Raw genomic sequence first — 25,195 nt, 5'->3', positions numbered from 1 at the left:
GACCGATGCGCGTTCCGCCGTCCTGTCGGACCCGGAACCCACGAGATACGTGGGAAGGACTCACGTGACCGAGACCCCCGACTCCACCGCGCCCGCCCCGGCGGCCACCACGGCCCCGAAGAAGCGTGCCGGCGGACTCAACTCCATGCTGCTGGCCGATCTCAAGGCGATGGCCAACGGCATGGGCATCCCCGGCGCCGGCTCGATGCGCAAGGCCGCGCTCGTCGAGGCGATCAAGTCCGCCCAGGCCGGGGGCGGCGCCCGCAGCACCGCGCCCGCCGCCGGTGCCGGTGCCGGGCAGCCGAAGGCCGAGGCCGCGAAGAACGACGCGCCTCGGACGGAGGTGCCCCGGACCGAGGCACCCCGTACCGACGCGCCCACGGCTGAGGCGGCCCCGACCGCGGCGCCCGAGAGCGGCGCGGCCCGGGCCGAGGCGCGCTCCGAGCGCCAGGGCGCGCCGAAGGCGGAGTCCAGGCCGGACCGCAGGGCCGACCAGGACGCGGAGCCGAAGCAGGCGCGCAGGTCCGAGCAGAAGTCGGGCCAGAAGTCCGAGCAGAAGTCCGACCAGAAGTCCGAGCAGAAGTCCGACCAGAAGTCCGAGCAGAAGTCCGACCAGAAGTCCGACCAGAAGTCCGAGCAGAAGTCCGACCAGAAGGGTGGCCAGGCCAAGGTCACCCAGCGTCAGCGCCAGCAGGACGGCAAGCAGGACGGCGCCGGCCGGCAGGGCAACCAGAAGCAGCAGGACCGACAGGATCGGCAGCAGGACCGACAGGACCGACAGGACCGGCAGCAGGACCAGGCCCGCGCCGAGGCCCAGCGGCCGGAGGCGGCCCGCGACCAGGACGACGCCGACGACGACGGCGAGGGTGGCAGCCGGCGCAACCGGAGGCGGCGGGGCCGCGACCGCGACCGCGCCAACCGGACCGGCCGCGAGCCCGACACCGAGGTCCGCGAGGACGACGTCCTGGTGCCGGCGGCCGGCATCCTCGACGTCCTCGACAACTACGCCTTCGTCCGCACCGGCGGCTATCTCGCCGGTCCCGACGACGTCTATCTCTCGCTGTCGATGGTCCGCAAGTACGGCCTGCGCCGCGGCGACGCCGTCACCGGGCAGGTCCGCCAGCCGCGCGAGGGCGAGCGGCGCGAGAAGTTCAACCCGATGGTCCGCATCGAGACGGTCAACGGCGTGGACCCGGAGCAGGCGAGGAACCGGGTGGAGTTCACCCAGCTCACGCCCGTCTCGCCGACCGACCGACTGCGCATGGAGACCGGTCCGGACGACCTGACCGGCCGCCTCATCGACATGACTGCGCCCGTCGGGAAGGGCCAGCGCGGCCTCATCGTCTCGCCGGCCCGGGCCGGCAAGACGACGCTGCTGCAGTCGATCGCCAACGCGATCACCGCCAACAACCCCGAGTGCCATCTGATGGTCGTCCTCGTCGACGAGCGGCCCGAGGAGGTCACCGACTTCGAGCGCTCGATCAAGGGCGAGGTCATCGCGAGCACCTTCGACCGGCCGGCCGTCGACCACACGACGGTCGCCGAGCTGGCCGTCGAGAGGGCCAAGCGCCTCGTCGAGCTCGGGCACGACGTCGTCATCCTGCTCGACGGGCTGACCCGGCTCGGCCGCGCGTACAACCTGGCGGCTCCGGCCAGCGGCCGGATCCTGTCCGGTGGGGTGGACGCCTCGGCGCTGTTCCCGCCGAAGCGGTTCTTCGGCGCGGCGCGCAACATCGAGAACGGCGGGTCGCTGACCATCCTCGCGACGGCGGTCGTCGGCTCGGGCTCACGGGTGGACGAGGTGATCTTCGAGGAGCTGCGCGGCACCGAGAACCTCGAGCTGCGCCTGCGCAGCGACTTCGCGGAGAAGCGGCAGTTCCCGGCCATCGACGTGGTCGCGTCGGGCACCCGGCGCGAGGAGCTGCTGCTCGGCAAGGAGGAGCTCGAGATCATCTGGAAGCTCCGCCGCGAGCTCGCCGAGGGCGACCGCGCCGAGGCGCACGCCGCGCTGCTGCAGCGGCTGCGCAACTCCCGCACCAACTACGAGTTCCTGCTCAAGGTGCAGCGCGACTGAGACCCGCCGGCCGAGCACCCCGCGCATTTGGGGTGGTGTGCCCGGCCCCGTAGAATCGACTGTTGGCTCCGGTTCACGTTCCGCACCCCGCGGGGCGACCCGGACCCGTGAGAGGACACCATGAAGAAGGACATCCACCCCGAGTACGTCGTGACCCAGGTGACCTGCACCTGTGGCGCCAGCTTCACGACCCGCAGCACCGCGACCTCCGGCACGATCCACGCCGACGTGTGCTCGCAGTGCCACCCGTTCTACACCGGCAAGCAGAAGATCCTCGACACCGGCGGCCGCGTCGCCCGCTTCGAGGCCCGCTACGCCAAGGCCGCCAAGAAGTAGCTGCCTCCGAGCGCCGGCCGTCCGCCTTGAGCGGATGGCCGGCGCTTCGCTTTGTCGCGGCCGCTTGACGGGCATTTCCTGCACTTGTCGGGCGTTGCAATGCCCGACAAGCGCAGGAATCGCCGGTCGACCGGCGATTCCTGCACCGCCCAGCCGAAGGAGTCCACGTGTTCGAAGCCGTCGAGGGCATGCTCGCCGAGCACGCCGAGCTCGAGGCGAAGCTGGCGCTTCCCGAGACGCATGCCGACGCCCGGCTGGCTCGCACGGTCAACCGTCGCTACGCCGAGCTCGACGCGGTGATCGCGACCTGGCGCGAGTGGCGGCGGTACGGCGAGGACGCCGACGCCGCGCGGGAGCTCGCCGCCGACGACCCCGCGTTCGCGGCCGAGGTCGACGGTCTGCTCGCGCAGCGCGAGGAGGCCGCCGAGCGGTTGCGCCGGCTGCTGGTCCCGCGCGACCCGGCCGACGACAAGGACGTCCTGCTCGAGGTCAAGTCGGGGGAGGGCGGCGAGGAGAGCGCGCTGTTCGCGGGCGACCTGCTGCGGATGTACAGCCGCTACGCCGAGCGGCGCGGCTGGAAGACGGAGATCCTCGACGCCACCGAGTCGGACCTGGGCGGCTACAAGTCGGTCACCGTCGCGGTCAAGGCGCCCGGCGCGAGCGCGACGTCGGGGCCCGGGCAGACGCCGTACGCGCTGCTGAAGTTCGAGGGCGGCGTCCACCGTGTGCAACGGGTGCCGGTCACCGAGTCGCAGGGCCGGATCCACACCAGCGCCGCGGGCGTCCTCGTCATGCCCGAGGCCGAGCAGGTCGACGTCGAGATCAACGACAACGACCTGCGCATCGACGTCTTCCGCTCGTCGGGGCCCGGCGGGCAGAGCGTCAACACGACCGACTCGGCCGTGCGGATCACCCATGTGCCGACCGGGATCGTGGTGAGCTGCCAGAACGAGAAGTCGCAGCTGCAGAACAAGGAGCAGGCGCTGCGCATCCTGCGCGCGCGGCTGCTGCAGGCCGCCCAGGAGGCCGCCGACGCCGAGGCCAGCGACGCGCGGCGCAGTCAGGTCCGCACCGTCGACCGCTCCGAGCGGATCCGCACCTACAACTTCCCCGAGAACCGGATCTCCGACCACCGCACCGGCTACAAGGCCTACAACCTCGATCAGGTCCTCGACGGCGACCTGCAGCCGGTCCTGGACGCGTGCGTCGAGGCCGACCTCGCCGCCCGCCTCGCCGCCCTCGAGGACTGAGGCTCCCGATGAGCGAGCCCAGGCTGCTGCTCCGCGAGGCCGCCGACAGGCTCCGCAGCGCGGGCGTGGCCAGCCCCGAGCACGACGCCGGCGAGCTGCTCGCCCACGTCCTGGGCACCACGCGGGGACAGCTCGCCCTCGTCTCCGAGGTCGCACCCGACCAGCGCCGGAGGTACGACGCCCTGCTGGCCCGCCGCGCCGCGCGGGAGCCGCTCCAGCACCTGCTCGGAGCGGCCTGGTTCCGCCACGTCGAGGTCGCCGTGGGCCCCGGGGTCTTCGTGCCGCGCCCGGAGACCGAGCTGCTCGCCGGCTGGGCGATCGAGCAGGCTGCCGCGCTCGCCGCCGCGGGGAGGACGCCGGTGGTCGTCGACCTGTGCACGGGCTCCGGCGTGATCGCGAAGAGCATCGCCGACGAGGTGCCGGGGGCGCGGGTGTTCGCGGTCGAGCTCGACCCACCGGCGCACGCCTGGGCCGAGCGCAATCTCGCCGGGACCGGGGTGGAGCTGCGCCTGGGCGACCTCGCGACGGCGTTCGACGAGCTCGCCGGGGAGGTCGACGTGCTGGTCAGCAACCCGCCCTACGTGCCGCTGGAGGCCTGGGAGTCGGTGGCCGTCGAGGCGCGCGACCACGACCCCCACCTGGCGCTGTTCTCCGGTGACGACGGGCTCGATGCGATCCGTGTGATCGCGCGTCGGGGCCTGGTCCTGCTCAAGCCCGGGGGCGTGGTCGGAGTCGAGCATGCCGACGTCCAGGGTGCGTCGGCGCCGGCGGTCTTCAGCGACGGCGCTCGCTGGGAGGAGGTCCGCGACCATCGCGACCTCGCCGGCCGACCGCGGTTCACCACGGCACGCCGCCCACACTCCGGCATCGACTCGGTGGGAGGATGGAGCGCGTGAGTGCCGAGCGGTTCCCGACCGAGACCGACGAGGAGCGCGAGGCCGCGCTGGACGCGGCCGGCCGTGCCGTGCGCCTGGGCCGCCTGGTCGTGCTGCCCACGGACACCGTCTACGGCGTCGGCGCCGATGCGTTCGACCCGGACGCCGTGGCCCGGCTGCTGGCCGCGAAGGGTCGCGGCCGGGAGATGCCGCCGCCGGTGCTGGTCGGCACGAAGGGCACGCTGGAGGCGCTCGCGACCCGGGTCCCGCCGTACGTCGCCCCGCTGGTGGAGCGCTTCTGGCCGGGTGCGCTGACGATCGTGTGCCACCAGCAGCCGTCGCTGCAGTGGGACCTGGGGGAGACCCGGGGCACCGTCGCCGTCCGGATGCCCGATCACGAGGTGGCCCGTGCGCTGTTGGACCGCACCGGTCCGCTCGCGGTGAGCTCGGCGAACCTCTCCGGCCGGCCGCCGGCGCTCGACGCGGACGCCGCGACGGAGATGCTGGGCGAGTCGGTGGCGGTCGTCGTCGACGCGGGCGTCTCGCCGGGCGGGGTGGCCTCGACGATCATCGACGCCACCACCGACCGGCCGCGACTGCTGCGCCTCGGCGCCATCCCGGTCGCGGACCTCGACGCCGCGCTCGCCGACCTCGGCGTCAGCGTCGAGGTCGAGCCCGAGCCGGCGGGGGAGTCGCCGGAGGAGCCGCGGAAGGAGCCGGAGGAGCAGGCCGGGGCCGCCGATGCGTGAGTACCTCGTCGTCTTCCTCGTCGCCGCGATCGTCACGCACCTGCTGACGGTCGTCGCCCGGGAGATCGCGATCCGCACCGGGGCGGTCGCCAAGGTCCGCGACCGCGACGTCCACGCGGAGCCGATCCCCTACCTCGGCGGCATCGCCATGCTCGGTGGGCTGTGGGCCGCCTACGTCGTCGCCCAGCAGCTGCCGTTCCTCAGCACCCGCAACCCGTTCGCGAGCGACGCCCTGCCGGTGCTGGTGGCGGGCACGCTGGTGTGCGCGGTCGGCGTGGTCGACGACATCCTGGACCTCGACGCCCTCACCAAGTTCGGCGGTCAGGTGCTCGCGGTGGGCGTGCTCGTCTACGCCGGCATCCAGTTCAGGTACTTCTACCAGTCGACCGGCGAGGTCTTCGCGCTCGACACCAGCCAAGGCGCCCTGTTGACCGCCTTCGTGGTCCTCGCGACCGTCAACGCGGTCAACTTCATCGACGGTCTCGACGGGCTCGCCGCCGGCGTCATCGGCATCAGCGCCGCCGCGTTCTTCCTGTTCTGCTATGCGCTGGCCTATCTCAACGACCTCACCCTGGCCACGACGGGCGCGATGCTCGCCGCGGCGCTGACCGGGGCCTGCGCGGGCTTCCTGATCCACAACTTCCATCCCGCCCGGCTCTTCATGGGCGACAGCGGGTCGATGCTGATCGGACTGGTCCTGTCGGCCACGGCGATCACGATCACGACCCAGTTCCCGCCGGGCGACCTCGTCGAGGGCGCGGACGGCGCCCGGGCGAGCCTGCTGCCCGTCTTCCTGCCCTTCGCGCTGCCGATCCTGATCCTGATCGTGCCGCTGGCCGACCTGGTCCTGGCCGTCGTACGACGCACGCGGGCGGGTCGCTCGCCGTTCGCGCCCGACAAGCAGCACCTGCACCACCGCCTGCTCGAGATCGGGCACTCCCACCGCCGCGCCGTCATCATCATGTGGATGTGGGCGGGGCTGATCGCCTTCGGCGTCGTCCTGGCCAGCGTGTTCACCGGTCCCGTGGTGTGGGCCGGCCTCGGGGTCGGACTGCTCCTCACCGTCGGCCTCACCTTCGCGCTGCCCCACGTCCACGACCCCAACGAGGCGGCTGTCGCGGACCCGTCGCCGGACGACGTCGCGGCCGCCCCCGATTCGGAGCCCTCCGGGACTTTGTGATAACTTTCACGAACTCCCGGAGCACGCCTCCCGGGACCGCCCCCGCACCCGAGCAGGACGGCCGCCGATGATGACGACCGAGACCCGGACCCACCGAGTGGTGGTGCGCGCGGCCGTGGCGGCCACTGCCGCGGCGGTGCTCCTCGTGGTCGTCGCCGCCTTCGCGGGCGGCGGGTCCGCTGCGCTCGGGGCCGCGGTCGGCGGTGCGGTGGCCGTGGGCGTCTTCGCCTTCGGGTCCTTCGCCGTGGAGCTCGTCTCCCGCCTGATGCCGGCCGCCTCCCTGTTGTTCGCGATGGTCACCTACACCTTCCAGGTGGTCGCGATGGCGCTGGTGTTCGTCGCCGTCAATCGCTCGGGCCTGCTCGACGACGAGCTCGAGCGCAACTGGCTCGGCGGGGCGATCATCCTCGGTGCGTTCGTCTGGATGGCCGTGCAGGTCCGGCTGGCCACGACGGCCCGGATCCCCGCGTTCGAGAGCCCTCCGACCACCCCGTCCGAGGGCGGTGCGCGATGACCCTGCGCGACTGCTATTGTCCGGGGCGCAATGAGTCAGCCCGAGGAGAAGCCCAAGGGCGATCCGTGGCATGCGTTCGGCTACATCACCGCCGGGGTCGCGTTCTACGGGCTGCTCGGATGGCTCGCGGACCAGTGGCTCGGCACCCGGTTCCTGGTCGCGGTCGGGATTCTCGCGGGTGCCGCCCTGGGGATCTATATGACCGCCGCACGGTTCCGTCAGGAGCCGGGAGATCCGCCCGACCGACCCAAGCCCGACAGTTCGACCGAGCAGTGAACGCAGAGGAGACCTGGTGACCATCGCAGCCAGCGCGACCATCGCCGCCGAGGGTGGGGAGGGATTCCACGCTCCCGGGCCGAGCATCTTCGACCTGCCGCCGGTCTTCGAGATCGGCAGTCTCGGGGTGACCAAGCCGATGCTGCAGCTCGTGCTCGCCGCCGCCTTGGTGTTCACGTTCCTCTACATGGCTGCGAAGCAGCGCGCGTTGGTCCCCGGCAAGCTCCAGTTCGCCGGCGAGGGCGCCTACGGCTTCGTCCGCAACAGCGTCGCCCGCGACATCATCGGCAGCCACGACTTCCAGAAGTTCGTCCCCTACCTGGTGACCCTGTTCTTCTTCATCCTGGTGAACAACCTGTTCGCCAGCATCCCGTTCATCCAGTTCCCGACCTTCAGCCGCGCGGGCATGGCCTACGCCCTCGCCGGTCTGTCCTGGCTGATCTACAACGGCGTCGGGATGAAGAAGCACGGAGTGCTCGGCTACCTCAAGCTGCAGAGCGTCCCGTCCGGCGTGAGCCCGGCGATGTACCCGCTGCTCGTGCCGCTGGAGTTCTTCTCCAACATCCTGGTCCGTCCCGTCACGCTGGCGCTGCGTCTGTTCTGCAACCTGTTCGCCGGCCACATCCTGATCGTCCTGTTCGCCACCGGTGGGCTTTACCTCATCGAGCACGTCGGGGGCATCGGCTACGTCGCCGGCCCGCTCGCGTGGGTCCTCGCCATCCTGGTGGGCTTCCTCGAGCTCCTGGTGCAGTTCCTGCAGGCCTACGTCTTCGTCCTGCTGAACGCGATGTACATCCAGGGCGCGCTCGCCGACGAGCACTGATCCGCCAGCACGACCCCCGACCACAACCCACAGTTCTCGCACGAGAAAACAACCCGAAAGGAAAGTAGCCATGGGTGGCTCTCTCAACATGATCGGTTACGGCCTGGCCGCCATCGGCCCGGGTATCGGCATCGGTCTCATCTTCGCCGCGTACATCAACGGCGTCGCCCGCCAGCCCGAGGCGCAGAGCCGCCTCCAGTCGATCGCGATCCTCGGCTTCGCGCTCGCCGAGGCGCTCGCCATCATCGGTATCGCCCTCGCCTTCGTTCTCACCGGCTCCAGCACTGAGTGACGATCGTCTTCCGACGGTCGCTGAGCACCGAACCCAAGCTCGACCCAGATAGGTCAGGTCCATGAAATCACTGGTGATCCTCGCCGCCGCGGAGGGGGAGGAGCACAACCCGCTCCTCCCGCTGTGGGAGGAGGTGGCGCTCGCCCTCGTGGTGTTCGGCATCCTCTTCTTCGCCATCAAGAAGTTCGTCGTCCCGAACTTCGAGAAGACGTTCGCCGAGCGCTCCCAGGCGATCGAGGGCGGCATCGCCGCGGCCGAGACGAAGCAGGCCGAGGCGGATGCCAAGTTGGCCGAGCTCGAGCAGCAGCTGGCCGACGCCCGTCACGAGGCCGCGCGCATCCGCGAGGAGGCGCGTGAGCAGGGTGCCGCGATCGTGGCCGAGATGCGGGAGCAGGCCCAGGCCGAGTCCGCCCGCATCGTCGAGCACGGCAAGGCCCAGATCGAGGCCGAGCGCCAGCAGGCGGTCACCTCGCTCCGGGCCGAGGTCGGCACCCTCGCGACCGGCCTCGCCGGCCGCATCGTGGGCGAGTCGCTCGAGGACGACGCGCGTCAGGCGCGGGTCATCGAGCGCTTCCTCGCCGACCTCGAGACGGTCGACGCCTCCGACGCGGGCAAGGACGCCTGATGGTCTCCTTCCGTGGCGCCTCCGCAGACGCCATGGCCGCCCTCACCGACCAGGTCGGTGGGGTGGCCGAGGCGTCGGCCTCGGCGGTGGCCGGCGACCTGTTCGCCGCCGCCGGCACGGTGCGCGGCGAGGCCTCGCTGCGCCGGGTCGTCACCGACCAGTCCGTCCCGGCCGAGGCTCGCTCTGGCCTGGTCGGCGACCTCTTCGCGGGCAAGGTCGACGCGGCCACCCTCGGCCTGCTGCGTGACGCGGCGGGTCGGCGCTGGACCCGCACCCGCGACCTCGCCGACGCCCTGGAGCAGCTCGGGGTCGTCGCCGCGGTCCGGTCCGCGGGGCTCGAGGCGGCCCGGCTGATCGACGAGCTGTTCGCCGTGCGCCAGCTGGTGACCGGCCACAGCGACCTGCGCAACGCACTCTCCGACCCGGTCCGCTCGGTCGCCGACAAGGCCGCCTTGGTCGACAGCCTGCTCAGCGGCAAGGTGCTCCCGGCGACCGGTCAGCTGGTCAAGCAGGCCCTGTCCGGCTCCTACCGGACCGTCGTCGCGGCGCTCGAGGACTACGAGCGCACCGCGGCCCAGGTGCAGGGGGAGGGCGTGGCCACGGTGCACGTCGCCCGCCCGCTCGCCGAGGCCGACCAGCAGCGCCTCGCCTCCGCACTGACGCGCCAGTACGGCCGCCCGGTGCACCTGAACATCGTCGTCGACGCCGAGGTCCTGGGTGGCATCAGGATCGAGATCGGTGACGACGTCATCGACGGCACGGTCCTCAGCCGCCTGGACGACGCTCGCCGCAAGATCGCCGGCTGACCGGCACCCACCAGACTCAGAGCAGCAGAGAAGAGAGAAGGCACCTGAGATGACGGAACTCTCCATCCGTCCGGACGAGATCCGCGACGCCCTCGCCAAGTACGTCGCGGACTTCCAGCCCGCGGCCGCCAGCAAGGAAGAGGTCGGCACCGTCGCCTCCGCCGCTGACGGCATCGCCCGCGTGGCGGGCCTCCCGTCGGCCATGGCCAACGAGCTCCTCGAGTTCGAGGACGGCACGCTCGGCCTGGCGCTGAACCTCGAGGACCGCGAGATCGGTGTCGTCATCCTCGGTGACTTCGACAAGATCGAGGAGGGCCAGACGGTCCGCCGGACCGGCGAGATCCTCTCGGTCCCCGTCGGCGAGGGCTACCTCGGCCGCGTCGTCGACCCGCTCGGCAAGCCGATCGACGGTCTCGGCGACATCGCCACCGAGGGTCGTCGTGCGCTCGAGCTCCAGGCCCCCGGCGTGATGATGCGCAAGTCGGTCCACGAGCCGCTCGCGACCGGCATCAAGGCCATCGACTCGATGACCCCGATCGGCCGTGGCCAGCGCCAGCTGATCATCGGCGACCGCGCCACCGGCAAGACCACGGTCGCGATCGACACGATCATCAACCAGAAGCAGAACTGGGAGTCCGGCGACCCGTCGAAGCAGGTCCGCTGCATCTACGTCGCCATCGGCCAGAAGGGCTCGACCATCGCCTCCGTGCGTGGCGCCCTCGAGGAGGCCGGCGCGCTCGAGTACACCACCATCGTGGCCGCCCCGGCGTCGGACAGCGCGGGCTTCAAGTACCTCGCCCCCTACACCGGCTCGGCCATCGGCCAGCACTGGATGTACCAGGGCAAGCACGTCCTCATCGTGTTCGACGACCTGACCAAGCAGGCCGAGGCCTACCGCGCCGTGTCGCTGCTGCTGCGCCGCCCGCCGGGCCGCGAGGCGTACCCCGGCGACGTCTTCTACCTGCACTCCCGCCTGCTGGAGCGCTGCGCGAAGCTGTCCGACGAGCTGGGCGCCGGCTCGATGACCGGTCTGCCGATCATCGAGACCAAGGCCAACGACGTCTCGGCGTTCATCCCGACCAACGTCATCTCGATCACCGACGGCCAGATCTTCTTGCAGTCGGACCTGTTCGCGGCCAACCAGCGCCCCGCGATCGACGTCGGCATCTCGGTCTCCCGGGTGGGTGGAGCCGCGATGACGAAGGCGATGAAGGCCGTCACCGGCTCGCTCAAGGTCGACCTCGCGCAGTACCGCGCGATGGAGGCCTTCGCGATGTTCGCCTCCGACCTCGACGCCGCCTCGAAGCAGCAGCTCGCCCGTGGCCAGCGCCTGATGGCCCTCCTCAAGCAGCCGGCCTACTCGCCGTACCCGCTCGAGGAGATGACCGTCTCGCTGTGGCTCGGCACCTCCGGTCGCCTCGACGCCGTCGACACCGGTGACGTGCTCCGCTTCGAGAGCGAGTTCCTCGACTACCTGCGCCGCTCGCACGACGGCCTGCTGGCCGCGATCCGCGAGACGCAGAAGTTCGAGGACGAGGACGGCCTGGCCGCCGCCTACGACTCCTTCCTGAGCCAGTTCGAGACCTCCGAGGGTGGCAGCATCAAGGTCGGGCACGAGCCCGAGGCCGAGGCGCTCGCCGACGACGAGCTCGAGCAGGAGCAGATCGTCAAGCAGAAGCGGGGCTGACGCATGGCCGTATCGCTGCGTGAGTACCGCGCGCGGATCAAGTCGACGGAGTCGATGAAGAAGATCACGCGCGCCATGGAGCTCATCGCTGCGTCCCGGATCATCAAGGCGCAGCAGCGGGCCGCGGCGGCAGCGCCGTACGCCCGGGAGCTGACCCGTGCCGTGTCGGCGGTGGCGACGTTCTCCAACGTCGACCACCCGCTGACGCGGGAGGAGGAGAACCCCAAGCGCGCCGCCGTGCTGGTCATCACCAGCGACCGTGGCCTCGCGGGCGCCTACTCCTCGAGCGTCATCAAGGAGACCGAGCGCCTCGCCGAGCGGCTGCGTGCCGAGGGCAAGGAGCTCGACTTCTACCTCGCCGGGCGCAAGGCGGAGGCCTACTTCAAGTTCCGCCAGCGTCCCTTCGTCCAGGCCTGGACCGGCTTCTCCGACCAGCCGACCTACGACAAGGCGGCCGAGATCGGCGCGGCGCTGATCGAGGCGTTCCTCAAGGAGCAGGGGGAGGAGGGTGACGTGGACGAGGTCCACGTCGTCTACACCCGCTTCCGCTCGATGCTCACCCAGGAGCCGACCGCGATCCGGCTGCTGCCGCTCGAGGTCGTCGAGGGCGAGGAGGCTCCCGAGCCCGACGAGCTGCTGCCGCTCTACGAGTTCGAGCCGTCGGCCGCCCAGGTGCTCGACGGTCTGCTGCCGCAGTACGTCCAGAGCCGCATCTTCTACGCCCTCCTGCAGGCCGCGGCCTCCGAGCTCGCCGCCCGCCAGAAGGCCATGAAGTCCGCGACGGACAACGCGGAGGAGCTGATCAAGAAGCTCACCCGGGTTGCCAACCAGGCACGCCAGGCGGGCATCACCCAGGAGATCAGCGAGATCGTCGGCGGCGTGAACGCGCTCGCCGACGCGCAGGCCGCGAACGACTGACCCACCAGAGAAAACACCCAACGGAGTAAGACATGACTGCAACGGTTGAAGAGACCACCGCCAGCGGTGCGGCCTCGGTGGGCCGGATCGCTCGGGTCATCGGCCCGGTCGTCGACATCGAGTTCCCGACCGACGCGATGCCCGACATCTACAACAAGCTCGAGGCCGAGATCACCCTCGACGGCGAGAGCTCGGTGCTGCCGCTCGAGGTGGCCCAGCACATCGGCGACGGCATGGTCCGCGCCATCTCGCTGAAGCCGACCGACGGCCTGGTCCGTGGCCAGGCGGTCACCGACACCGGCGGCCCGATCTCCGTCCCCGTCGGCGACGTCACGCTCGGCAAGGTCTTCAACGCCACCGGCGACTTCCTCAACCTCGCCGAGGGCGAGCGCGTGGAGGTCAACGAGCGCTGGGGCATCCACCGCAAGGCGCCGGCGTTCGACCAGCTGGAGTCGAAGACCCAGATGTTCGAGACCGGCATCAAGGTCATCGACCTGCTCACGCCGTACGTCACGGGTGGAAAGATCGGCCTGTTCGGCGGTGCCGGCGTCGGCAAGACCGTGCTCATCCAGGAGATGATCGCGCGTGTCGCCAAGAACCACGGTGGTGTGTCGGTGTTCGCCGGTGTCGGCGAGCGCACCCGTGAGGGCAACGACCTCATCGAGGAGATGAAGGACGCGGGCGTCTTCGACAAGGTCGCCCTGGTCTTCGGCCAGATGGACGAGCCGCCGGGCACGCGTCTGCGCGTCGCGCTCTCCGCGCTGACCATGGCGGAGTACTTCCGCGACGTCCAGAACCAGGACGTGCTGCTGTTCATCGACAACATCTTCCGGTTCACCCAGGCCGGTTCCGAGGTGTCCACGCTGCTCGGCCGCATGCCGTCCGCGGTGGGCTACCAGCCGAACCTCGCCGACGAGATGGGTGTGCTCCAGGAGCGGATCACCTCGACGCGCGGTCGCTCGATCACCTCGATGCAGGCGATCTACGTCCCCGCGGACGACTACACCGACCCGGCACCGGCGACGACCTTCGCGCACCTCGACGCGACGACCGAGCTCTCGCGTGAGATCGCCTCGCTCGGCATCTACCCGGCCGTGGACCCGCTCACCTCGACGTCGCGGATCCTCGACCCGCAGTACATCGGTCAGGCTCACTACGACTGCGCGATCCGCGTCAAGCAGATCCTGCAGCGCAACAAGGAGCTCCAGGACATCATCGCGATCCTCGGTGTCGACGAGCTCTCCGAGGAAGACAAGATCATCGTCTCCCGTGCGCGTCGTATCCAGCGGTTCCTGTCGCAGAACACCTACGTCGCCAAGCAGTTCACCGGCATCGAGGGCTCGACCGTTCCCGTGGCCGACACCATCGAGGCGTTCAACAAGATCGCCGACGGTGAGTACGACCACGTGGCCGAGCAGGCGTTCTTCATGTGCGGCGGTCTCGACGACGTCGAGCGCAACTGGGCCGAGATCCAGAAGAGCCTCTGATCATGGCGGACACGGTCGAGCACCTGCACGTCGAGCTCGTCGCTGCCGACCGGACCGTGTGGTCCGGTGAGGCGGCGATGATCATCGCGCGCACGGTCGAGGGCGACATCGGCGTGCTGCGCGGTCACGCGCCGACGCTGTCGTTGCTCTCGGCCTCGGTGGTCGAGATCCAGGTCGCTGACAAGAACCAGCTTGTCGTGGTGGCCGTCGACGGCGGCTTCCTCTCGGTGGCGGGCGACCGGGTCTCGATCCTGGCCGAGCGCGTCGAGCGTGCCGAGGACATCGAGGTGTCCCAGGCCCGCATCGACCTCGAGGAGGCCAAGCGCCTGCTCGACTCGAGCAACGAGGCGGAGCAGCGGGTCCGGCACGCCGAGGCGCGGATCCGCGCCGCGGAGATGGTCGCGTAGAAGGCCACTGATACGCAGATGGCATGGTGGGAGTGGCTGCTCGACATCTCTGGCGCGCTCCTGCTCCTGTGTGTGCTGTACGGCGCCGGACTCATCGTCCGGCGCCGTCTGCTCTCCCGGGACGGCGGCACCTTCGAGCTGAGCCATCGGCTGCGTGACTCCACGCCCGAGCGCGGTTGGGTGCTCGGCCTGGGGCGCTACTCGGGGGAGCGGCTGGAGTGGTTCCGGGTGTTCACCCTGTCGCGCCGGCCGCGGCGCTCGTGGCGTCGTGACGAGCTGTCGTACGACGGGCGGCGCGAGCCGGTCGGCACCGAGCACGCGTCGTTGTATCCCGACCATCTGGTCATCCGGTGCCAGTCACCCGACGGGCTCGTCGAGCTCGCGATGAGCGTCTCGTCGCTCACCGGCTTCCAGGCCTGGCTCGAGGCTCAGCCTCCCGGCACCGATTGGAACCGGTCGAAGGGCTTGTAACACGCCGCCCGCCCGACTGCCTGTCGGTGGTCGGCGCCCAATACCGCTTTCGGGCCGATGCTGCCGACAAGTGGCGGGTAGTCCTGCGGACGGCGTAGGACAGCGCGCGAGAAACGAGATCGGCGGCATCCGCGCGTGTCCTCGAGGCAGACAGAAACCGGACACTGATTCATGTCTGAGCGGGAAACTGGCGCTCGGATGACAAGTTGTGGTGCCCTTTCTGATATCGCGCTGCTGTGACCCTTGACACGTGGCCCTCGCTGGTGTGAGGTGGAGCCGATGTGTAACAGCTTGTTACAACTGGCAGTTGCACTCGCCGTTCGAACGGGAGAGCGAGCGGCGAAGGCACGGCCCGTGCGGGGAAGCAGGAGCCCCGCGGCGAGCCGTGCATAACCTGCACACCGGAGGGCCCGTCCGTGACGACCGGATCATCACTCACCCAGATTGACACCGCGGCGGACGCCGCGGCAGGAAACACCGAAATCGACGCGGCGTCGTCCGCGGGGATCGCCCCCGACGCCGTCATCGCCCTCCGCGGCGTCAGCAAGTCGTTCGGCCCGATGCAGGTGCTCGACGACGTCAGCTTCGACGTGGCCCGCGGACAGATCACCTCCGTGCTCGGTCCCTCGGGCACCGGCAAGTCGGTCCTGCTCAACACCATCATCGGGATGTACCCGCCCGAGCAGGGCCAGATCTACGTCGACGGGGAGCCCATCGTCGGCATGCGCCATCGCGACCTGATGCGCGTACGCCGCAAGTTCGGCGTGCTCTTCCAGGACGGCGCCCTGTTCGGCTCGATCAGCCTCTACGACAACATCGCCTTCCCGCTGCGCGAGCACACCGATCTGTCCGAGGAGCAGGTGCGCGAGATCGTGCACACCAAGGCCGACATGGTCGGTCTGGTCAAGCACCTCGGCAAGATGCCCGGTGAGGTGTCCGGCGGCATGAAGAAGCGGGCGGGCCTCGCTCGGGCGCTCGCCCTGGACCCGGAGATCGTGTTCTTCGACGAGCCCGACTCCGGACTCGACCCGGTGCGGGTCGCGCACCTCGACGACCTGATGAAGTCGGTCCAGGCCGTGACCGGGTGCACCTTCTTCGTGATCACCCACAACATCGACTCGGTGCGCCGCACGGCCGACCACATCGGCATGCTGTTCCGCTCCAAGCTGGTCGCCTTCGGGCCGGCCGACGAGGTCCTCGCCAGCGACCGACCGATCGTGGAGCAGTTCTTCGCCGGCCGCGCGCGCGGCCCCATCGGCATGGACGAGATGGTCGACGCCGAGACCGACTTCTCCGCCGAGCTCTACACCGCCTGATCGCAGCGCCGACCTCGGCGCTGCTCTGATCGCAGCGCCTCCTTCGATGTTCCGTCGACCCCCAGGGAGAGCCATGTCCACGAGCGTCATCACCAAGAAGCGGCTGGTCACCAGCAAGCCCCCGGCCGAGCAGGCGGCCGAGGAGACCGACGCGTCCGCTGAGCCGACCATGGCCGGCGCGGCGCCGGACGGCGCCGACGGGCCGCCGCCGGCGGAGCCGCCGACGGCCTCGCGGTTCGGACGCAGGACGCCCCTGCTGGCCCTGGTCCTGCTGGCCGTCCTGCTCGCCGGCGCCGTCGGCTTCCTGTGGTTCCGGCTCGACGACAGTCGTGCCGAGGTCGACCGACTGAGCGCGGCGCAGGCGGATCGGGCCGCGGTGCTCGCGCAGGCCCGGGACCTGGCGGTCGCCCTGACGACCTACGACTACCGCGACCTCGAGGCGCAGCAGCGCCTGCTGGAGCAGGGCACGACCGACGCCTTCCAGCAGAAGTTCGCCGAGACCAACAAGACGCTCGCGCCGATGTTCACCCAGCTGGAGGCGTCGGCGACGGGAAGCGTGCTCGATGCCGCGGTGCAGAAGGTCGCCGGCGACCTGGCCACCGTGCTCGTGTTCGCCGACCAGTCGGCGAGCAGCAACCAGAGCGAGGAGGCGACCACCCAGGCCAGCCGGCTGCGCCTCCACCTGGTCCGCCATGGTGCGACCTGGCTGCTCGACAACGTGGACCTGCTGTGAGGGGCGGTTCGGTCCCGGCGCTCGGTGAGAGCGCCCGCAGCTTCGGCGGCATGGTCGCGATGTTCGTGGACTCGTGCACCGTCACCGTGCGGGCCCTGATCCGGCGCCGGTTCTCCTGGTGGGAGTTCCTGCTCCAGACCAGGTTCCTCGCCTCGGTGGCGCTGCTCCCCACCATCTTGATCGCGATCCCGTTCGGGCTGGTGCTGGTGCTGACCGTCGGCGGGCTGACCAGCCAGGTCGGCGCGGCGTCCCTGGTCGGCGGCGTCAACTCGGTCGGCACCGTGCGCCAGGCGGCGCCGATCATCAGCGGCATCGTGCTCGCCGGAGCGGGCGGGTCGGCCATCTGCGCCGACCTCGGCTCGCGCGCGATCCGCAGCGAGATCGCGGCCATGCGGGTGATGGCGGTCGACCCGCTGGAGCGCCTGGTGGCGCCGCGGATCCTCGCCACCATGCTGGTCAGCGTCCTGCTCAACGGGGTCGTCGCCTTCGTCGGCATCATCAGCGGGTACCTCTCGGCGGTCTACCTGCTCAACAGCACCGCCGGCGGCTTCCTGCACTCGTTCAGCGCGTTCTCCCAGCCCGCCGACCTGATCGAGTCGACGGTCAAGGCCGCACTCTTCGGCCTGGTGGCCGCGCTCGTGGCGTCGTACCAAGGACTCAACGCCCAGCACGGTCCCGCCGGCGTCGGCGACGCGGTCAACCGCTCGGTGGTGCTCACCGGTGTCCTGCTGTTCGTCATCAACCTCGTCGTGAGCCAGATCTTCCTGCTGGCCGCGCCGCCGAGAGTCGGGTGAGGGCGATGGCGACCTCACTGCTGCCGCGCACCGGACCACGCTGGGGCGGGATGCTGGTACGCGCGCTCGCCGGCAACCTGCGCCGGCAGGGCACCATGCTGCTCTTCTGCATCCACGCCGTCGTCACCATCCCGATGGCCCTGCGCCGCTACCGCCACGAGGTATGGCGCCTGCTCGCCGAGATCGCGTTCGGCAAGGGCCTGCTCACGGTCGCGGCGAGCACGGTGTTCGTCTCGGCGCTGCTGTCGGCCGTGATCGGCGTGCAGCTCGGCCTGGAGGGGATGGAGGGCCTCAGCATCGTCGGCCTGGCGCCGCTCTCGGGCCTGGTCGCCGCGGTCGGCAACACCCGCGAGCTGGCGCCGCTGATCACCGCGTTCGGCCTGGCTGCCCAGATGGGCTGCCGCTTCACCGCACAGCTCGGCGCGATGCGGATCAGCGGCGAGATCGACGCGATGGACACGATGGCGGTCTCCAGCATGGAGTACCTCGTGACGACGCGGCTGATCGCGGTCAGCATCTTCGTGGTTCCGCTCTACCTGGTCACGCTCTCGGGCGCCTACTTCGCCTCGAAGTTCACGGTCCAGCTCATCGCGGGCCAGGGGACCGGCACCTACGACCACTACTTCTTCCTCTTCCTCGATCCCGGCGACGTCTTCCTCTCCGTGCTCAAAGTGGTGGTGCTCGCGTTGATGATCACCTTCATCCACTGCTTCTACGGCTTCACGGCCGAGGGCGGCCCGGAGGGCGTGGGCGTGGCGTCGGGCCGTGCGATCCGGGCGAGCATCGTGACGATCGCGGTCGCCGACATGCTGATGACGCTGCTGTTCTGGGGCACCTCGACCGGGGTGCGGATCTAGATGGACATCTACGCCCTCTACCGCAACCCCCGGGTCCTGGCCCGGCTGGGCGTCGTCTTCACGGTCGTCGTGCTGACGGTGGGCGGGCTCGTCTTCGCCCAGTTCGGCGGGGCGTTCTCGGCAGCGCCGGTCCTGCGCGTCCAGCTCCCGCCGGCCAGCTCGGTCGTCGCCGTCGACAGCCCGGTGACCTACCGCGACGTCCGCATCGGCACCGTCGTCGAAGGCGCCCGGAGCGGGACCGGCGACGGCACCGGCGCCCTGCCGGAGGTCCGGGTCCGCATCGACCGGAAGTGGCTGGACAAGCTGCCGCGCGACGTGGTCGCGACCGTCGGGCCGATCTCGATCTTCGGCAACCAGTACGTCCAGCTGCTGGCCACCGACGACGGCGGACCCGCCGGCCTGTCCGACGATGCCGTCGTCCCGGCGTACGACGCCTCGCGCAACCCCTCGCTCCAGGGCACCTTCGTCGCGCTCAACGACGTGCTCAAGGAGGTCAGCCCCGCCCGGCTGAACGCCGGGCTGTCCGGCCTGGCCACGGCGCTGCAGGGCCAGGGGACGGAGCTCGGCGAGACCCTGGTCGCCACCAACGACTACCTCGGCATCATGCTGCCGCTGTGGCCGACGCTGGTCGAGAACCTCGGCGAGCTGGCCACCTTCGCGGGCGGCCTCAGCGAGATCACGCCCGAGTTCCTCTCCCTCATCGAGAACGCGTCGACCACCGCGAAGACCGTGCGGGAGAACGCCGACTCCTTCCGCTCCCTGGTGAGCAACGGCGCCACGCTGTCGACGACCTCCGCCGCCCTGCTGAACAGCACGATGGACGCCTACGCCGACTCGGTGGATGGCGCGGTCGCCCTGTTGGCGGCGCTGTCCCAGGGCCCCGACGTCATCACCAAGATGCTCAAGGGCATCGACAGCTGGGCCTCGACCTGGGCGCCGGCGCTGGCCGACGGGATGCCCGACATCCGGATGGCCGCGCTGTCGGTGCGCAACCCGGCGGACCTGGTGCTGGCGATGACCGCCGGCGGCGACGCCGACCAGCTCGCCCGCCTGCTCAACGAGGCGGTCCGTGCCGGCTTCGCCAACCCGTCCACGTACCAGCGCTGCCCGGAGCCGCTGTGCTCGTTCAGTCGCCGTCCCGCGGACGGCACCGCCGAAGGGAGCACCCCATGACCAGCACCCGGCCCGCACGCGCGGGGCGCCTGCTGGCGTCGGTCGCGGTCTTCGTCGCGGTCTCGGTCCTGCTGACCGTCTTCGTGGTCATGTCGGTGCTCGACCTGGGGCAGCGCAACGGCGAGGAGTACCACGCGCGGCTCGCCGACGCGGCGGGCCTGCGCTCGGGCGACGACGTCACGGTCGCCGGCCTGGAGGTCGGCAAGGTGACCGGCGTCGAGCTGCGCGACGAGGACGTCGAGGTCACCTTCGTGGTCAGCGGGGGACACGCGCTGCACACCAACACCCGCACTGCCGTCCGCTACGCGAACCTGATCGGGAGCCGCTATCTCGCGCTGGTGCCGCCGGACGGCGCGCCCGCGCGGCGGCTGCGTCCGGGCGGCACCCTCCCGGAGTCCCAGAGCCTCCCGGCGGTCGACCTCACCGCGGTGTTCGACGGTTTCCAGCCGCTCTTCGACGCGCTGGACCCCGAACAGGTCAACCAGCTGACCGCCTCGATCGTCGCCATCTTCCAGGGCGAGTCCGGCACCGTGGCCAACCTGGTCGAACAGGTCGGCACGATCACCACCCACCTCGCCGGACGCAAGGAGGTGATCTCCACGGTCATCACGAGCCTCGCCGACCTGCTCACCAGCGTCAACGAGCAGGGGGAGGCGCTGGGCAGCATGATCGACGACTTCGGCTCCGTGGTGGGCACCCTGAGCGACCAGCGCACGGTGCTCGCCTCGACCATCGACGGTCTGGCCCGCTTCGGGGAGGACGCGTCGGCGCTGACCCGCGAGTCGACCGAGGCCATCAACAAGGGCATCGACGGCGTCGCCGACGCCTCGGCGGTGCTGACCAAGAGCTCCGGCGCGATCGTCGACCTGATGCGCGACATCCCCGACCTGGTCGACAACCTCAACCGGATCATGGACTCGGGCTCGTTCGTGAAGGTCTACCTCTGCAACCTCGACCTCCGGGCGACGGGGCGGCTCAACCTCTCCCTCGTGCCGGGCCTGCCGGCCCCGCAGGATCCCGTCGGGCTCGAGCTGCCGTCGGGCCAGGTCGGCGATCCCGGCCGAGTCGGAAAGGTGTGCCGATGAGAGCCGTGCGATGGCGCGACTTCGACCTCGACGACTGGCGGGTCTCGGACCGGGACCCGCTCAAGGTGGCGGCGATCGCGGCGGCGGTGCTGCTGGTGCTGGTCCTGCTCGGGCTGAACCTGACCCGGCTGCCGTTCCTCACCAGCAAGGACGACTACTCCGCCTACTTCACCAGCGCCTCCGGCCTGACCGGCGGGGAGACCGTGCAGGTCCGCGGTGTCCGGGTCGGCAAGATCACCGGCATCCTGCTGGAGGACGACCGGGTCCGGATCGACTTCGAGGTCGACAGCGACGTCGACCTCGGCGAGGAGACCTCGGCCCGGGTCAAGGTGCTCAACCCGCTCGGCGCCCAGTTCGTCGAGCTCGAGCCGGCGGGACCGGGTGCGCTGAGCAAGCCGATCCCGGTCGAGCGCACCTTCGCCAGCCGGACCCTGGTCAACGAGCTGGGCCGGGTCTCGGGACAGCTCGACCAGACCGACATCCCGCAGCTTCAGCAAGCCATGGACGTGCTCACCGAGACGCTGTCCGCCTCGTCGTCGGAAGCCGTGGCCAAGGCGCTCACCGGGCTCAACGACTTTGCCGGCAACCTCGCCGAGGACGCCGACAAGATCTCCGAGCTGGTGTCGTCGGGCAGCGACCTGATCGCCATCATCAACGACCGCAGCGACGTGATCGTCAACCTGGTCTCCCAGGGCGACGCGCTGGCGGCGGTGCTCAACGAGCGCCGCGACGCGATCGTCCGGCTGGTGCGCGGCACCGCCGACCTCAGCAAGCAGATCGCGGGCATCCTCGAGGTCAACCGCGACAAGCTCGGCCCGATGCTGCGCAACCTGGAGCAGATCTCGCGGGCACTCGCCACCGAGAACGAGAGCCTCGGCAGGGCGATCCCGGCGATGGAGCAGCTGAGCAGGAACATCGCCCGGGTCACCGGCACCGGGCGGTTCGTCGACATCGTCGCCCCCAACGGGCTGATCCCCGACGCCGTCATCCAGCAGTGCGCCGACGCGGGCGCCTACCCGGCGCCGAACGACCCGAGAGTGGGGTGCCGTCCATGAGCCGCCGACGACTGCCGAGGCCGCCGAGGCTCCCGCGCGGGCGGGGTCTGCTCGTCGCCGGGGCGGCCGCGCTGGTGCTGCTCCTGGCCGTGGTCCTGGTCTGGCGCCAGGCCTCGGGGCCCGACGACTACCGCGTGACGGCGACCTTCGCCGAGGCGCCGGGCGTCTACGAGGGCAACGCCGTGAAGATCCTGGGCGTCCCGGTCGGGCGGGTGACTCGGGTCGATCCGGGCCCGAAGGGTGTCGAGGTCGAGCTGGAGGTCAGCGGTGACCACCGACTCCCCAGTGACGTCAGCGCCTTCCTGATGGCACCGAACGCCGTCAACGACAGGTTCATCGAGCTGGCTCCGGCCTACAGCGGGGAAGGCCCGCACCTCGACGACGGCGACCGGCTCGGGGTCGACCGGACCGTCGTGCCGCAGTCGGTGGACCAGATCATCGACAACCTCGAGGAGTTCTCGCGCACCCTCGGACCGGAGGGCGCCAACGCCGACGGCTCGCTCTCCCGGGTGCTGGCCGCGGTGGCCGAGAGCATGGGTGGGCAGGGCTCGACGATCCACGAGCTCGTCGACAACCTGGGCACCACGCTGGACGCAACGGCCTCCGACAGCGACGCCCTGACCCAGGGACTCACCGACCTCGGCGAGCTGAGCACAGCGGCGGCGGGAGTGAGCTCGACGTACCGCAACCTGGCCGAGAACCTCGCGTCGGTGAGCAGCACCGTGGCGGGCGACGCCCCGCAGGTGACCGCGGTGCTCACGAACCTGCAGGACCTGCTGGCCGAGCTCAACACCTTCGTGAAGGAGAACAAGGACCAGCTGGCCGGCACCATCACCAGCCTCTCCGGCATCGCGGGCGAGGTCGGCAAGCAGCAGAAGGCGCTGACCCGGCTGATGCGGAACCTGCCGCTGGCCGTGGCCAACGCCGGCAACACGGTCGTCGACACCCCGCAGGGCAAGGCCATCCGGGCCCGGTTCGATCCGGTGGCGGGCGCGAAGGTGCGCGGAGAGGTCTGCGGCGACGGCCTGCTCCGGCTGATGGCGGCGGCACTCGCCGCCCCGGCCGACCGCACCGTCCTCGACGTCGCCTGCGGCGCCGACCGCTGGCTTGACGAGCTGAGCAAGCCGAAGGGCACGCCGGACGCCGGGGCGTGGACCCGGCAGGCGCTCGCGGGACTGGGAGGCTGAGATGCGACGGACCGACCAGACGACGGCCAAGCGTGGTCGCCCCGCCCTCGTGGCCGGGGCGCTGATCGCCGCCGTCACCGTGTCCGGCTGCTCGCTCAGCCTGCAGGACATGCCGAAGCCCGGCGGCCTCAGCGAGGAGACCTACAGCGTCACGGCGTCCTTCGACGACGTCCTCAACCTCCCGGCCAACGCCGAGGTCCGCGACGGGGCTCGGGTCGTCGGCGAGGTCGGCACGATGAAGGTCGACGGCTACCGCGCCGAGGTCGAGCTGCGGTTCCTCTCGGGGGTGGAGATCCCGACCGGGACGACGGTCGAGGTCCGCTTCGACAACCCGCTGGGCGACCAGTTCGTCGAGATCCACCGCCCCGCCGAGGGCGGGGGAGGAGAGCTCCTGCGCGACGGCGACACGCTCGACGCCGAGGCGACCGCCGCCGCGCCGACGGTCGAGGACACCTTGGGCGCGTTCGCGACCGTGCTGACCGGCGGCGGCGTCGGCGACCTGCACTCCATCTCGCGCGAGCTCAACGCCGTGTTCTCCGGCAACGAGCCGCAGATCAAGCAGCTGCTCGCGCGGCTGGCGGAGTCCGCGGAGCTGCTCGCCGGCGGTCTGGGGCCGATCGACCGGGCGCTCGAGGAGGTCGCCCGGCTCTCGAAGCAGCTCGACGACAACAGCGACGTCCTGGTCGACGGGATCGAGGCCATCTCCCCGGCGATCGGGGTCCTGGCCGACCTCAACGACGACTTCACCACGCTGCTCGAGGGGCTCGACGGCTTCGCCGCCGCGGGCAACCAGATCATCGGCCGCAGTGGCAGGCAGACCGTCCGGGCGCTCAAGCGGCTGGTCCCCGTCGTCCAGCAGATCGTCGACTCCCGTGCGCTGATCACCCCGATGATCAAGAACATCCGGACGCTGGCCGCCCAGGTGCCCGACGTCACCGCCTACGGGTACGCCCGGACCTCGGTCGCCGCGCAGCTCGACTTCAGCTCGGCGCCGTCGACCGCGAGCGGCACCGTGTCGGGTCGGCTGTCGGGCCGTCCGCCGGCGACGTCGCTGATGACACCGCTGGGCCCGCTGGAGTCAGGGCGTCTCGACGAGGGGAGGCAGCCATGAGCCGCACCTCACTGGTGCCGCGGTTGGCCGGCATCGTGTTCGGGATGCTCGTCGGTCTCTACTACATCGGCGTGCAGATCATCGGCTGGTCGCCGGTCGACGACGACTACACCGTCGCGGTCGAGGTGCCCCGCGCCGCCGGCCTGTTCGAGGACAGCGACGTCAGCTACCGCGGTGTCGGGGTCGGCAAGGTCTCCTCGATCGCGGTGAGCCCCTCGGGGGTGCAGCTGCGGCTGAGGCTGACCGACGACCAGCCGATCCCGCAGCAGGTCGAGGCCCGGGTCCGCATGCTCTCGGCGTTGGGGGAGAGCTATGTGGACCTGGTCCCGACCGGCGCCGCCGAGCCGCGGTTGCGCGAGGGCAGCACGATCGCCTCGGCCACGGTGCCGAGCACGGTCAGCGAGGCGCTCGCCAGCAGCGCCGCGCTGCTGCGCTCCCTGGACCCCGAGGACCTGGAGACCGTGCAGACCCTGATGGCCGACGCCTTCAGCGGTCTCGCCCCCGAGCTGGGCACCCTGGTGGTCGGCGGGCAACGGCTGATCAACGCGGTGACCGCGGCCGCGCCCGGCACCCGCCAGCTGATCGTGGACGGCCTCACCGTGCTGCGCACCGGCAACGCCACCCAGGCCCAGCTGGCGCAGATCGTCAGCGCCTTCGACACCCTGGCCCAGCAGTTCGCCGACAACGACGCCGACTTCGAGCAGCTGCTCGTCGACGGCGGCGAGGCGGCCGACAACATCGAGGAGCTGGTCCGCACCCAGACCGGCCCGTTCCAGGAGCTGTTGAAGGGCACCGGCGCGATCGGCACGGCGCTGAGCCGCAACACCGACGCCATCCAGGTGCTCTTCGACCTCCTGCCCGGCGTCAGCAACGACCTGAGCAAGGTCGCCCGCGACGGTGTCTTCCACGGCGACCTGACCCTGAACCTCGGGCAGCCGCTGTGCAGCACCCGTTCCCTGGCGGTGCCATCGACCTCCGGCACCGCCGTACCGAAGTCGTGTGCGAAGGGCCCGCGTCTGCTCCAGCGCGGCCCGGACTGAGACGAGGAGCGATATGACGCAGTTCTATCCATAAATTGATATCGAATCATGGGGGTGATCGAGCGCTATTGCGG

27 protein-coding genes are annotated in these 25,195 nt (G+C 70.7%); all 27 read left to right on the top strand.

Translation table 11 applies throughout. The features are described from left to right. Positions 1-64: 64 nt before the first annotated feature. The 27 genes from rho to ACPZVR_RS04945 all read left to right on the top strand — a co-directional run bounded on the left by rho (position 65) and on the right by ACPZVR_RS04945 (position 25,121). Positions 65-2,074 carry a transcription termination factor Rho gene (gene rho / locus ACPZVR_RS05075; protein ID WP_436698487.1) on the top strand — a complete coding sequence of 670 codons (2,010 nt, stop codon included), beginning with the start codon at positions 65-67 and terminating at the stop codon, positions 2,072-2,074. 120 nt (positions 2,075-2,194) lie between these two features. Beyond that, entirely contained in the window at positions 2,195-2,410 is a 216-nt protein-coding gene (gene rpmE, locus ACPZVR_RS05070) for a 50S ribosomal protein L31 (protein WP_141003058.1), read from the top strand. A gap of 167 nt (positions 2,411-2,577) precedes the next feature. Beyond that, positions 2,578-3,660: a peptide chain release factor 1 gene (gene prfA, locus ACPZVR_RS05065; protein WP_436698486.1), complete on the top strand. Its 1,083-nt coding sequence runs from the start codon at positions 2,578-2,580 to the stop codon at positions 3,658-3,660. Between the two features lie 8 nt (positions 3,661-3,668). After that, positions 3,669-4,556 carry a peptide chain release factor N(5)-glutamine methyltransferase gene (gene prmC, locus ACPZVR_RS05060; RefSeq protein ID WP_436698485.1) on the top strand — a complete coding sequence of 296 codons (888 nt, stop codon included), beginning with the start codon at positions 3,669-3,671 and terminating at the stop codon, positions 4,554-4,556. After that, positions 4,553-5,284, top strand: coding sequence for an L-threonylcarbamoyladenylate synthase (locus tag ACPZVR_RS05055; RefSeq protein ID WP_436698484.1), 732 nt, complete (start codon positions 4,553-4,555; stop codon positions 5,282-5,284). Before prmC ends, ACPZVR_RS05055 begins: the two co-directional genes overlap by 4 nt. Continuing rightward, a complete protein-coding gene (locus ACPZVR_RS05050) occupies positions 5,277-6,464 on the top strand; it encodes a glycosyltransferase family 4 protein (RefSeq protein ID WP_436698483.1) in 1,188 nt (395 codons plus the stop codon). The genes ACPZVR_RS05055 and ACPZVR_RS05050 overlap by 8 nt, the downstream gene beginning before the upstream one ends. A 67-nt stretch (positions 6,465-6,531) precedes the next feature. After that, the gene (locus ACPZVR_RS05045) at positions 6,532-6,978 is read left to right on the top strand and encodes a hypothetical protein (protein WP_436698482.1); all 447 of its coding nucleotides are present in this window, start codon (positions 6,532-6,534) and stop codon (positions 6,976-6,978) included. A gap of 30 nt (positions 6,979-7,008) precedes the next feature. After that, positions 7,009-7,254: a hypothetical protein gene (locus ACPZVR_RS05040; RefSeq protein ID WP_436698481.1), complete on the top strand. Its 246-nt coding sequence runs from the start codon at positions 7,009-7,011 to the stop codon at positions 7,252-7,254. 16 nt (positions 7,255-7,270) lie between these two features. Next, entirely contained in the window at positions 7,271-8,077 is an 807-nt protein-coding gene (gene atpB / locus ACPZVR_RS05035) for a F0F1 ATP synthase subunit A (protein ID WP_436698480.1), read from the top strand. Positions 8,078-8,147: 70 nt separating this feature from the next. After that, a complete protein-coding gene (gene atpE, locus ACPZVR_RS05030; RefSeq protein WP_028655139.1) occupies positions 8,148-8,369 on the top strand; it encodes an ATP synthase F0 subunit C in 222 nt (73 codons plus the stop codon). A gap of 61 nt (positions 8,370-8,430) precedes the next feature. Continuing rightward, on the top strand, positions 8,431-8,994 hold the full coding sequence (locus ACPZVR_RS05025; protein ID WP_436698479.1) for a F0F1 ATP synthase subunit B: 564 nt from the start codon (positions 8,431-8,433) through the stop codon (positions 8,992-8,994). Beyond that, positions 8,994-9,800: a F0F1 ATP synthase subunit delta gene (locus ACPZVR_RS05020; protein ID WP_436698478.1), complete on the top strand. Its 807-nt coding sequence runs from the start codon at positions 8,994-8,996 to the stop codon at positions 9,798-9,800. The genes ACPZVR_RS05025 and ACPZVR_RS05020 overlap by 1 nt, the downstream gene beginning before the upstream one ends. Before the next feature lie 49 nt (positions 9,801-9,849). Further along, positions 9,850-11,487, top strand: a complete 1,638-nt coding sequence (gene atpA, locus ACPZVR_RS05015) for a F0F1 ATP synthase subunit alpha (protein WP_436698477.1) — start codon at positions 9,850-9,852, stop codon at positions 11,485-11,487. 3 nt (positions 11,488-11,490) lie between these two features. Continuing rightward, a complete protein-coding gene (locus tag ACPZVR_RS05010; protein WP_436698476.1) occupies positions 11,491-12,405 on the top strand; it encodes a F0F1 ATP synthase subunit gamma in 915 nt (304 codons plus the stop codon). A 32-nt stretch (positions 12,406-12,437) separates the two neighbouring features. Beyond that, on the top strand, positions 12,438-13,892 hold the full coding sequence (gene atpD / locus ACPZVR_RS05005; protein ID WP_436698475.1) for a F0F1 ATP synthase subunit beta: 1,455 nt from the start codon (positions 12,438-12,440) through the stop codon (positions 13,890-13,892). Positions 13,893-13,894: 2 nt separating this feature from the next. Continuing rightward, positions 13,895-14,299 (top strand): F0F1 ATP synthase subunit epsilon, encoded by a 405-nt coding sequence (locus ACPZVR_RS05000; protein WP_436698474.1) that lies wholly within the window; start codon positions 13,895-13,897, stop codon positions 14,297-14,299. An 18-nt stretch (positions 14,300-14,317) separates the two neighbouring features. Next, complete coding sequence (locus tag ACPZVR_RS04995; RefSeq protein ID WP_436698473.1) at positions 14,318-14,770, top strand: DUF2550 domain-containing protein; 453 nt, start codon at positions 14,318-14,320, stop codon at positions 14,768-14,770. A gap of 416 nt (positions 14,771-15,186) precedes the next feature. Then, positions 15,187-16,086: an ABC transporter ATP-binding protein gene (locus ACPZVR_RS04990; protein WP_436698472.1), complete on the top strand. Its 900-nt coding sequence runs from the start codon at positions 15,187-15,189 to the stop codon at positions 16,084-16,086. Between the two features lie 73 nt (positions 16,087-16,159). Then, positions 16,160-16,819, top strand: coding sequence for an Rv1363c family protein (locus tag ACPZVR_RS04985; protein ID WP_436698471.1), 660 nt, complete (start codon positions 16,160-16,162; stop codon positions 16,817-16,819). Further along, entirely contained in the window at positions 16,816-17,613 is a 798-nt protein-coding gene (locus ACPZVR_RS04980; RefSeq protein ID WP_436698470.1) for an MlaE family ABC transporter permease, read from the top strand. Before ACPZVR_RS04985 ends, ACPZVR_RS04980 begins: the two co-directional genes overlap by 4 nt. Positions 17,614-17,618: 5 nt before the next feature. Further along, positions 17,619-18,470 carry an ABC transporter permease gene (locus ACPZVR_RS04975; RefSeq protein WP_436698469.1) on the top strand — a complete coding sequence of 284 codons (852 nt, stop codon included), beginning with the start codon at positions 17,619-17,621 and terminating at the stop codon, positions 18,468-18,470. Further along, complete coding sequence (locus tag ACPZVR_RS04970) at positions 18,471-19,643, top strand: MCE family protein (RefSeq protein ID WP_436698468.1); 1,173 nt, start codon at positions 18,471-18,473, stop codon at positions 19,641-19,643. Next, complete coding sequence (locus ACPZVR_RS04965; protein ID WP_436698467.1) at positions 19,640-20,728, top strand: MCE family protein; 1,089 nt, start codon at positions 19,640-19,642, stop codon at positions 20,726-20,728. The genes ACPZVR_RS04970 and ACPZVR_RS04965 overlap by 4 nt, the downstream gene beginning before the upstream one ends. Then, entirely contained in the window at positions 20,725-21,783 is a 1,059-nt protein-coding gene (locus ACPZVR_RS04960; protein WP_436698466.1) for an MCE family protein, read from the top strand. The genes ACPZVR_RS04965 and ACPZVR_RS04960 overlap by 4 nt, the downstream gene beginning before the upstream one ends. Continuing rightward, positions 21,780-22,970: an MCE family protein gene (locus ACPZVR_RS04955; RefSeq protein ID WP_436698465.1), complete on the top strand. Its 1,191-nt coding sequence runs from the start codon at positions 21,780-21,782 to the stop codon at positions 22,968-22,970. Before ACPZVR_RS04960 ends, ACPZVR_RS04955 begins: the two co-directional genes overlap by 4 nt. Position 22,971: 1 nt before the next feature. Beyond that, entirely contained in the window at positions 22,972-24,081 is a 1,110-nt protein-coding gene (locus tag ACPZVR_RS04950) for an MCE family protein (protein ID WP_436698464.1), read from the top strand. Beyond that, the gene (locus ACPZVR_RS04945) at positions 24,078-25,121 is read left to right on the top strand and encodes an MlaD family protein (RefSeq protein ID WP_436698463.1); all 1,044 of its coding nucleotides are present in this window, start codon (positions 24,078-24,080) and stop codon (positions 25,119-25,121) included. The genes ACPZVR_RS04950 and ACPZVR_RS04945 overlap by 4 nt, the downstream gene beginning before the upstream one ends. Positions 25,122-25,195: the final 74 nt, after the last annotated feature.

The sequence above is a fragment of the Nocardioides segetis genome, assembly GCF_051390595.1.
Lineage (GTDB): Bacteria > Actinomycetota > Actinomycetes > Propionibacteriales > Nocardioidaceae > Nocardioides.
Note: the sequence above shows the minus strand (reverse complement) of the source record. Positions and strands in the feature narration are given on the sequence as shown.

What these genes read in the sequence shown, in the direction of transcription:
- rpmE (WP_141003058.1), top strand. Translation starts at nt 2,195, where the DNA reads ATGAAGAAGGACATCCACCCCGAGTACGTCGTGACCCAGGTGACCTGC.
- prmC (WP_436698485.1), top strand. Translation starts at nt 3,669, where the DNA reads ATGAGCGAGCCCAGGCTGCTGCTCCGCGAGGCCGCCGACAGGCTCCGC.
- ACPZVR_RS05050 (WP_436698483.1), top strand. Translation starts at nt 5,277, where the DNA reads ATGCGTGAGTACCTCGTCGTCTTCCTCGTCGCCGCGATCGTCACGCAC.
- ACPZVR_RS05045 (WP_436698482.1), top strand. Translation starts at nt 6,532, where the DNA reads ATGATGACGACCGAGACCCGGACCCACCGAGTGGTGGTGCGCGCGGCC.
- ACPZVR_RS05040 (WP_436698481.1), top strand. Translation starts at nt 7,009, where the DNA reads ATGAGTCAGCCCGAGGAGAAGCCCAAGGGCGATCCGTGGCATGCGTTC.
- atpE (WP_028655139.1), top strand. Translation starts at nt 8,148, where the DNA reads ATGGGTGGCTCTCTCAACATGATCGGTTACGGCCTGGCCGCCATCGGC.
- ACPZVR_RS05025 (WP_436698479.1), top strand. Translation starts at nt 8,431, where the DNA reads ATGAAATCACTGGTGATCCTCGCCGCCGCGGAGGGGGAGGAGCACAAC.
- ACPZVR_RS05020 (WP_436698478.1), top strand. Translation starts at nt 8,994, where the DNA reads ATGGTCTCCTTCCGTGGCGCCTCCGCAGACGCCATGGCCGCCCTCACC.
- atpA (WP_436698477.1), top strand. Translation starts at nt 9,850, where the DNA reads ATGACGGAACTCTCCATCCGTCCGGACGAGATCCGCGACGCCCTCGCC.
- ACPZVR_RS05010 (WP_436698476.1), top strand. Translation starts at nt 11,491, where the DNA reads ATGGCCGTATCGCTGCGTGAGTACCGCGCGCGGATCAAGTCGACGGAG.
- atpD (WP_436698475.1), top strand. Translation starts at nt 12,438, where the DNA reads ATGACTGCAACGGTTGAAGAGACCACCGCCAGCGGTGCGGCCTCGGTG.
- ACPZVR_RS05000 (WP_436698474.1), top strand. Translation starts at nt 13,895, where the DNA reads ATGGCGGACACGGTCGAGCACCTGCACGTCGAGCTCGTCGCTGCCGAC.
- ACPZVR_RS04995 (WP_436698473.1), top strand. Translation starts at nt 14,318, where the DNA reads ATGGCATGGTGGGAGTGGCTGCTCGACATCTCTGGCGCGCTCCTGCTC.
- ACPZVR_RS04985 (WP_436698471.1), top strand. Translation starts at nt 16,160, where the DNA reads ATGTCCACGAGCGTCATCACCAAGAAGCGGCTGGTCACCAGCAAGCCC.
- ACPZVR_RS04975 (WP_436698469.1), top strand. Translation starts at nt 17,619, where the DNA reads ATGGCGACCTCACTGCTGCCGCGCACCGGACCACGCTGGGGCGGGATG.
- ACPZVR_RS04970 (WP_436698468.1), top strand. Translation starts at nt 18,471, where the DNA reads ATGGACATCTACGCCCTCTACCGCAACCCCCGGGTCCTGGCCCGGCTG.
- ACPZVR_RS04965 (WP_436698467.1), top strand. Translation starts at nt 19,640, where the DNA reads ATGACCAGCACCCGGCCCGCACGCGCGGGGCGCCTGCTGGCGTCGGTC.
- ACPZVR_RS04960 (WP_436698466.1), top strand. Translation starts at nt 20,725, where the DNA reads ATGAGAGCCGTGCGATGGCGCGACTTCGACCTCGACGACTGGCGGGTC.
- ACPZVR_RS04955 (WP_436698465.1), top strand. Translation starts at nt 21,780, where the DNA reads ATGAGCCGCCGACGACTGCCGAGGCCGCCGAGGCTCCCGCGCGGGCGG.
- ACPZVR_RS04950 (WP_436698464.1), top strand. Translation starts at nt 22,972, where the DNA reads ATGCGACGGACCGACCAGACGACGGCCAAGCGTGGTCGCCCCGCCCTC.
- ACPZVR_RS04945 (WP_436698463.1), top strand. Translation starts at nt 24,078, where the DNA reads ATGAGCCGCACCTCACTGGTGCCGCGGTTGGCCGGCATCGTGTTCGGG.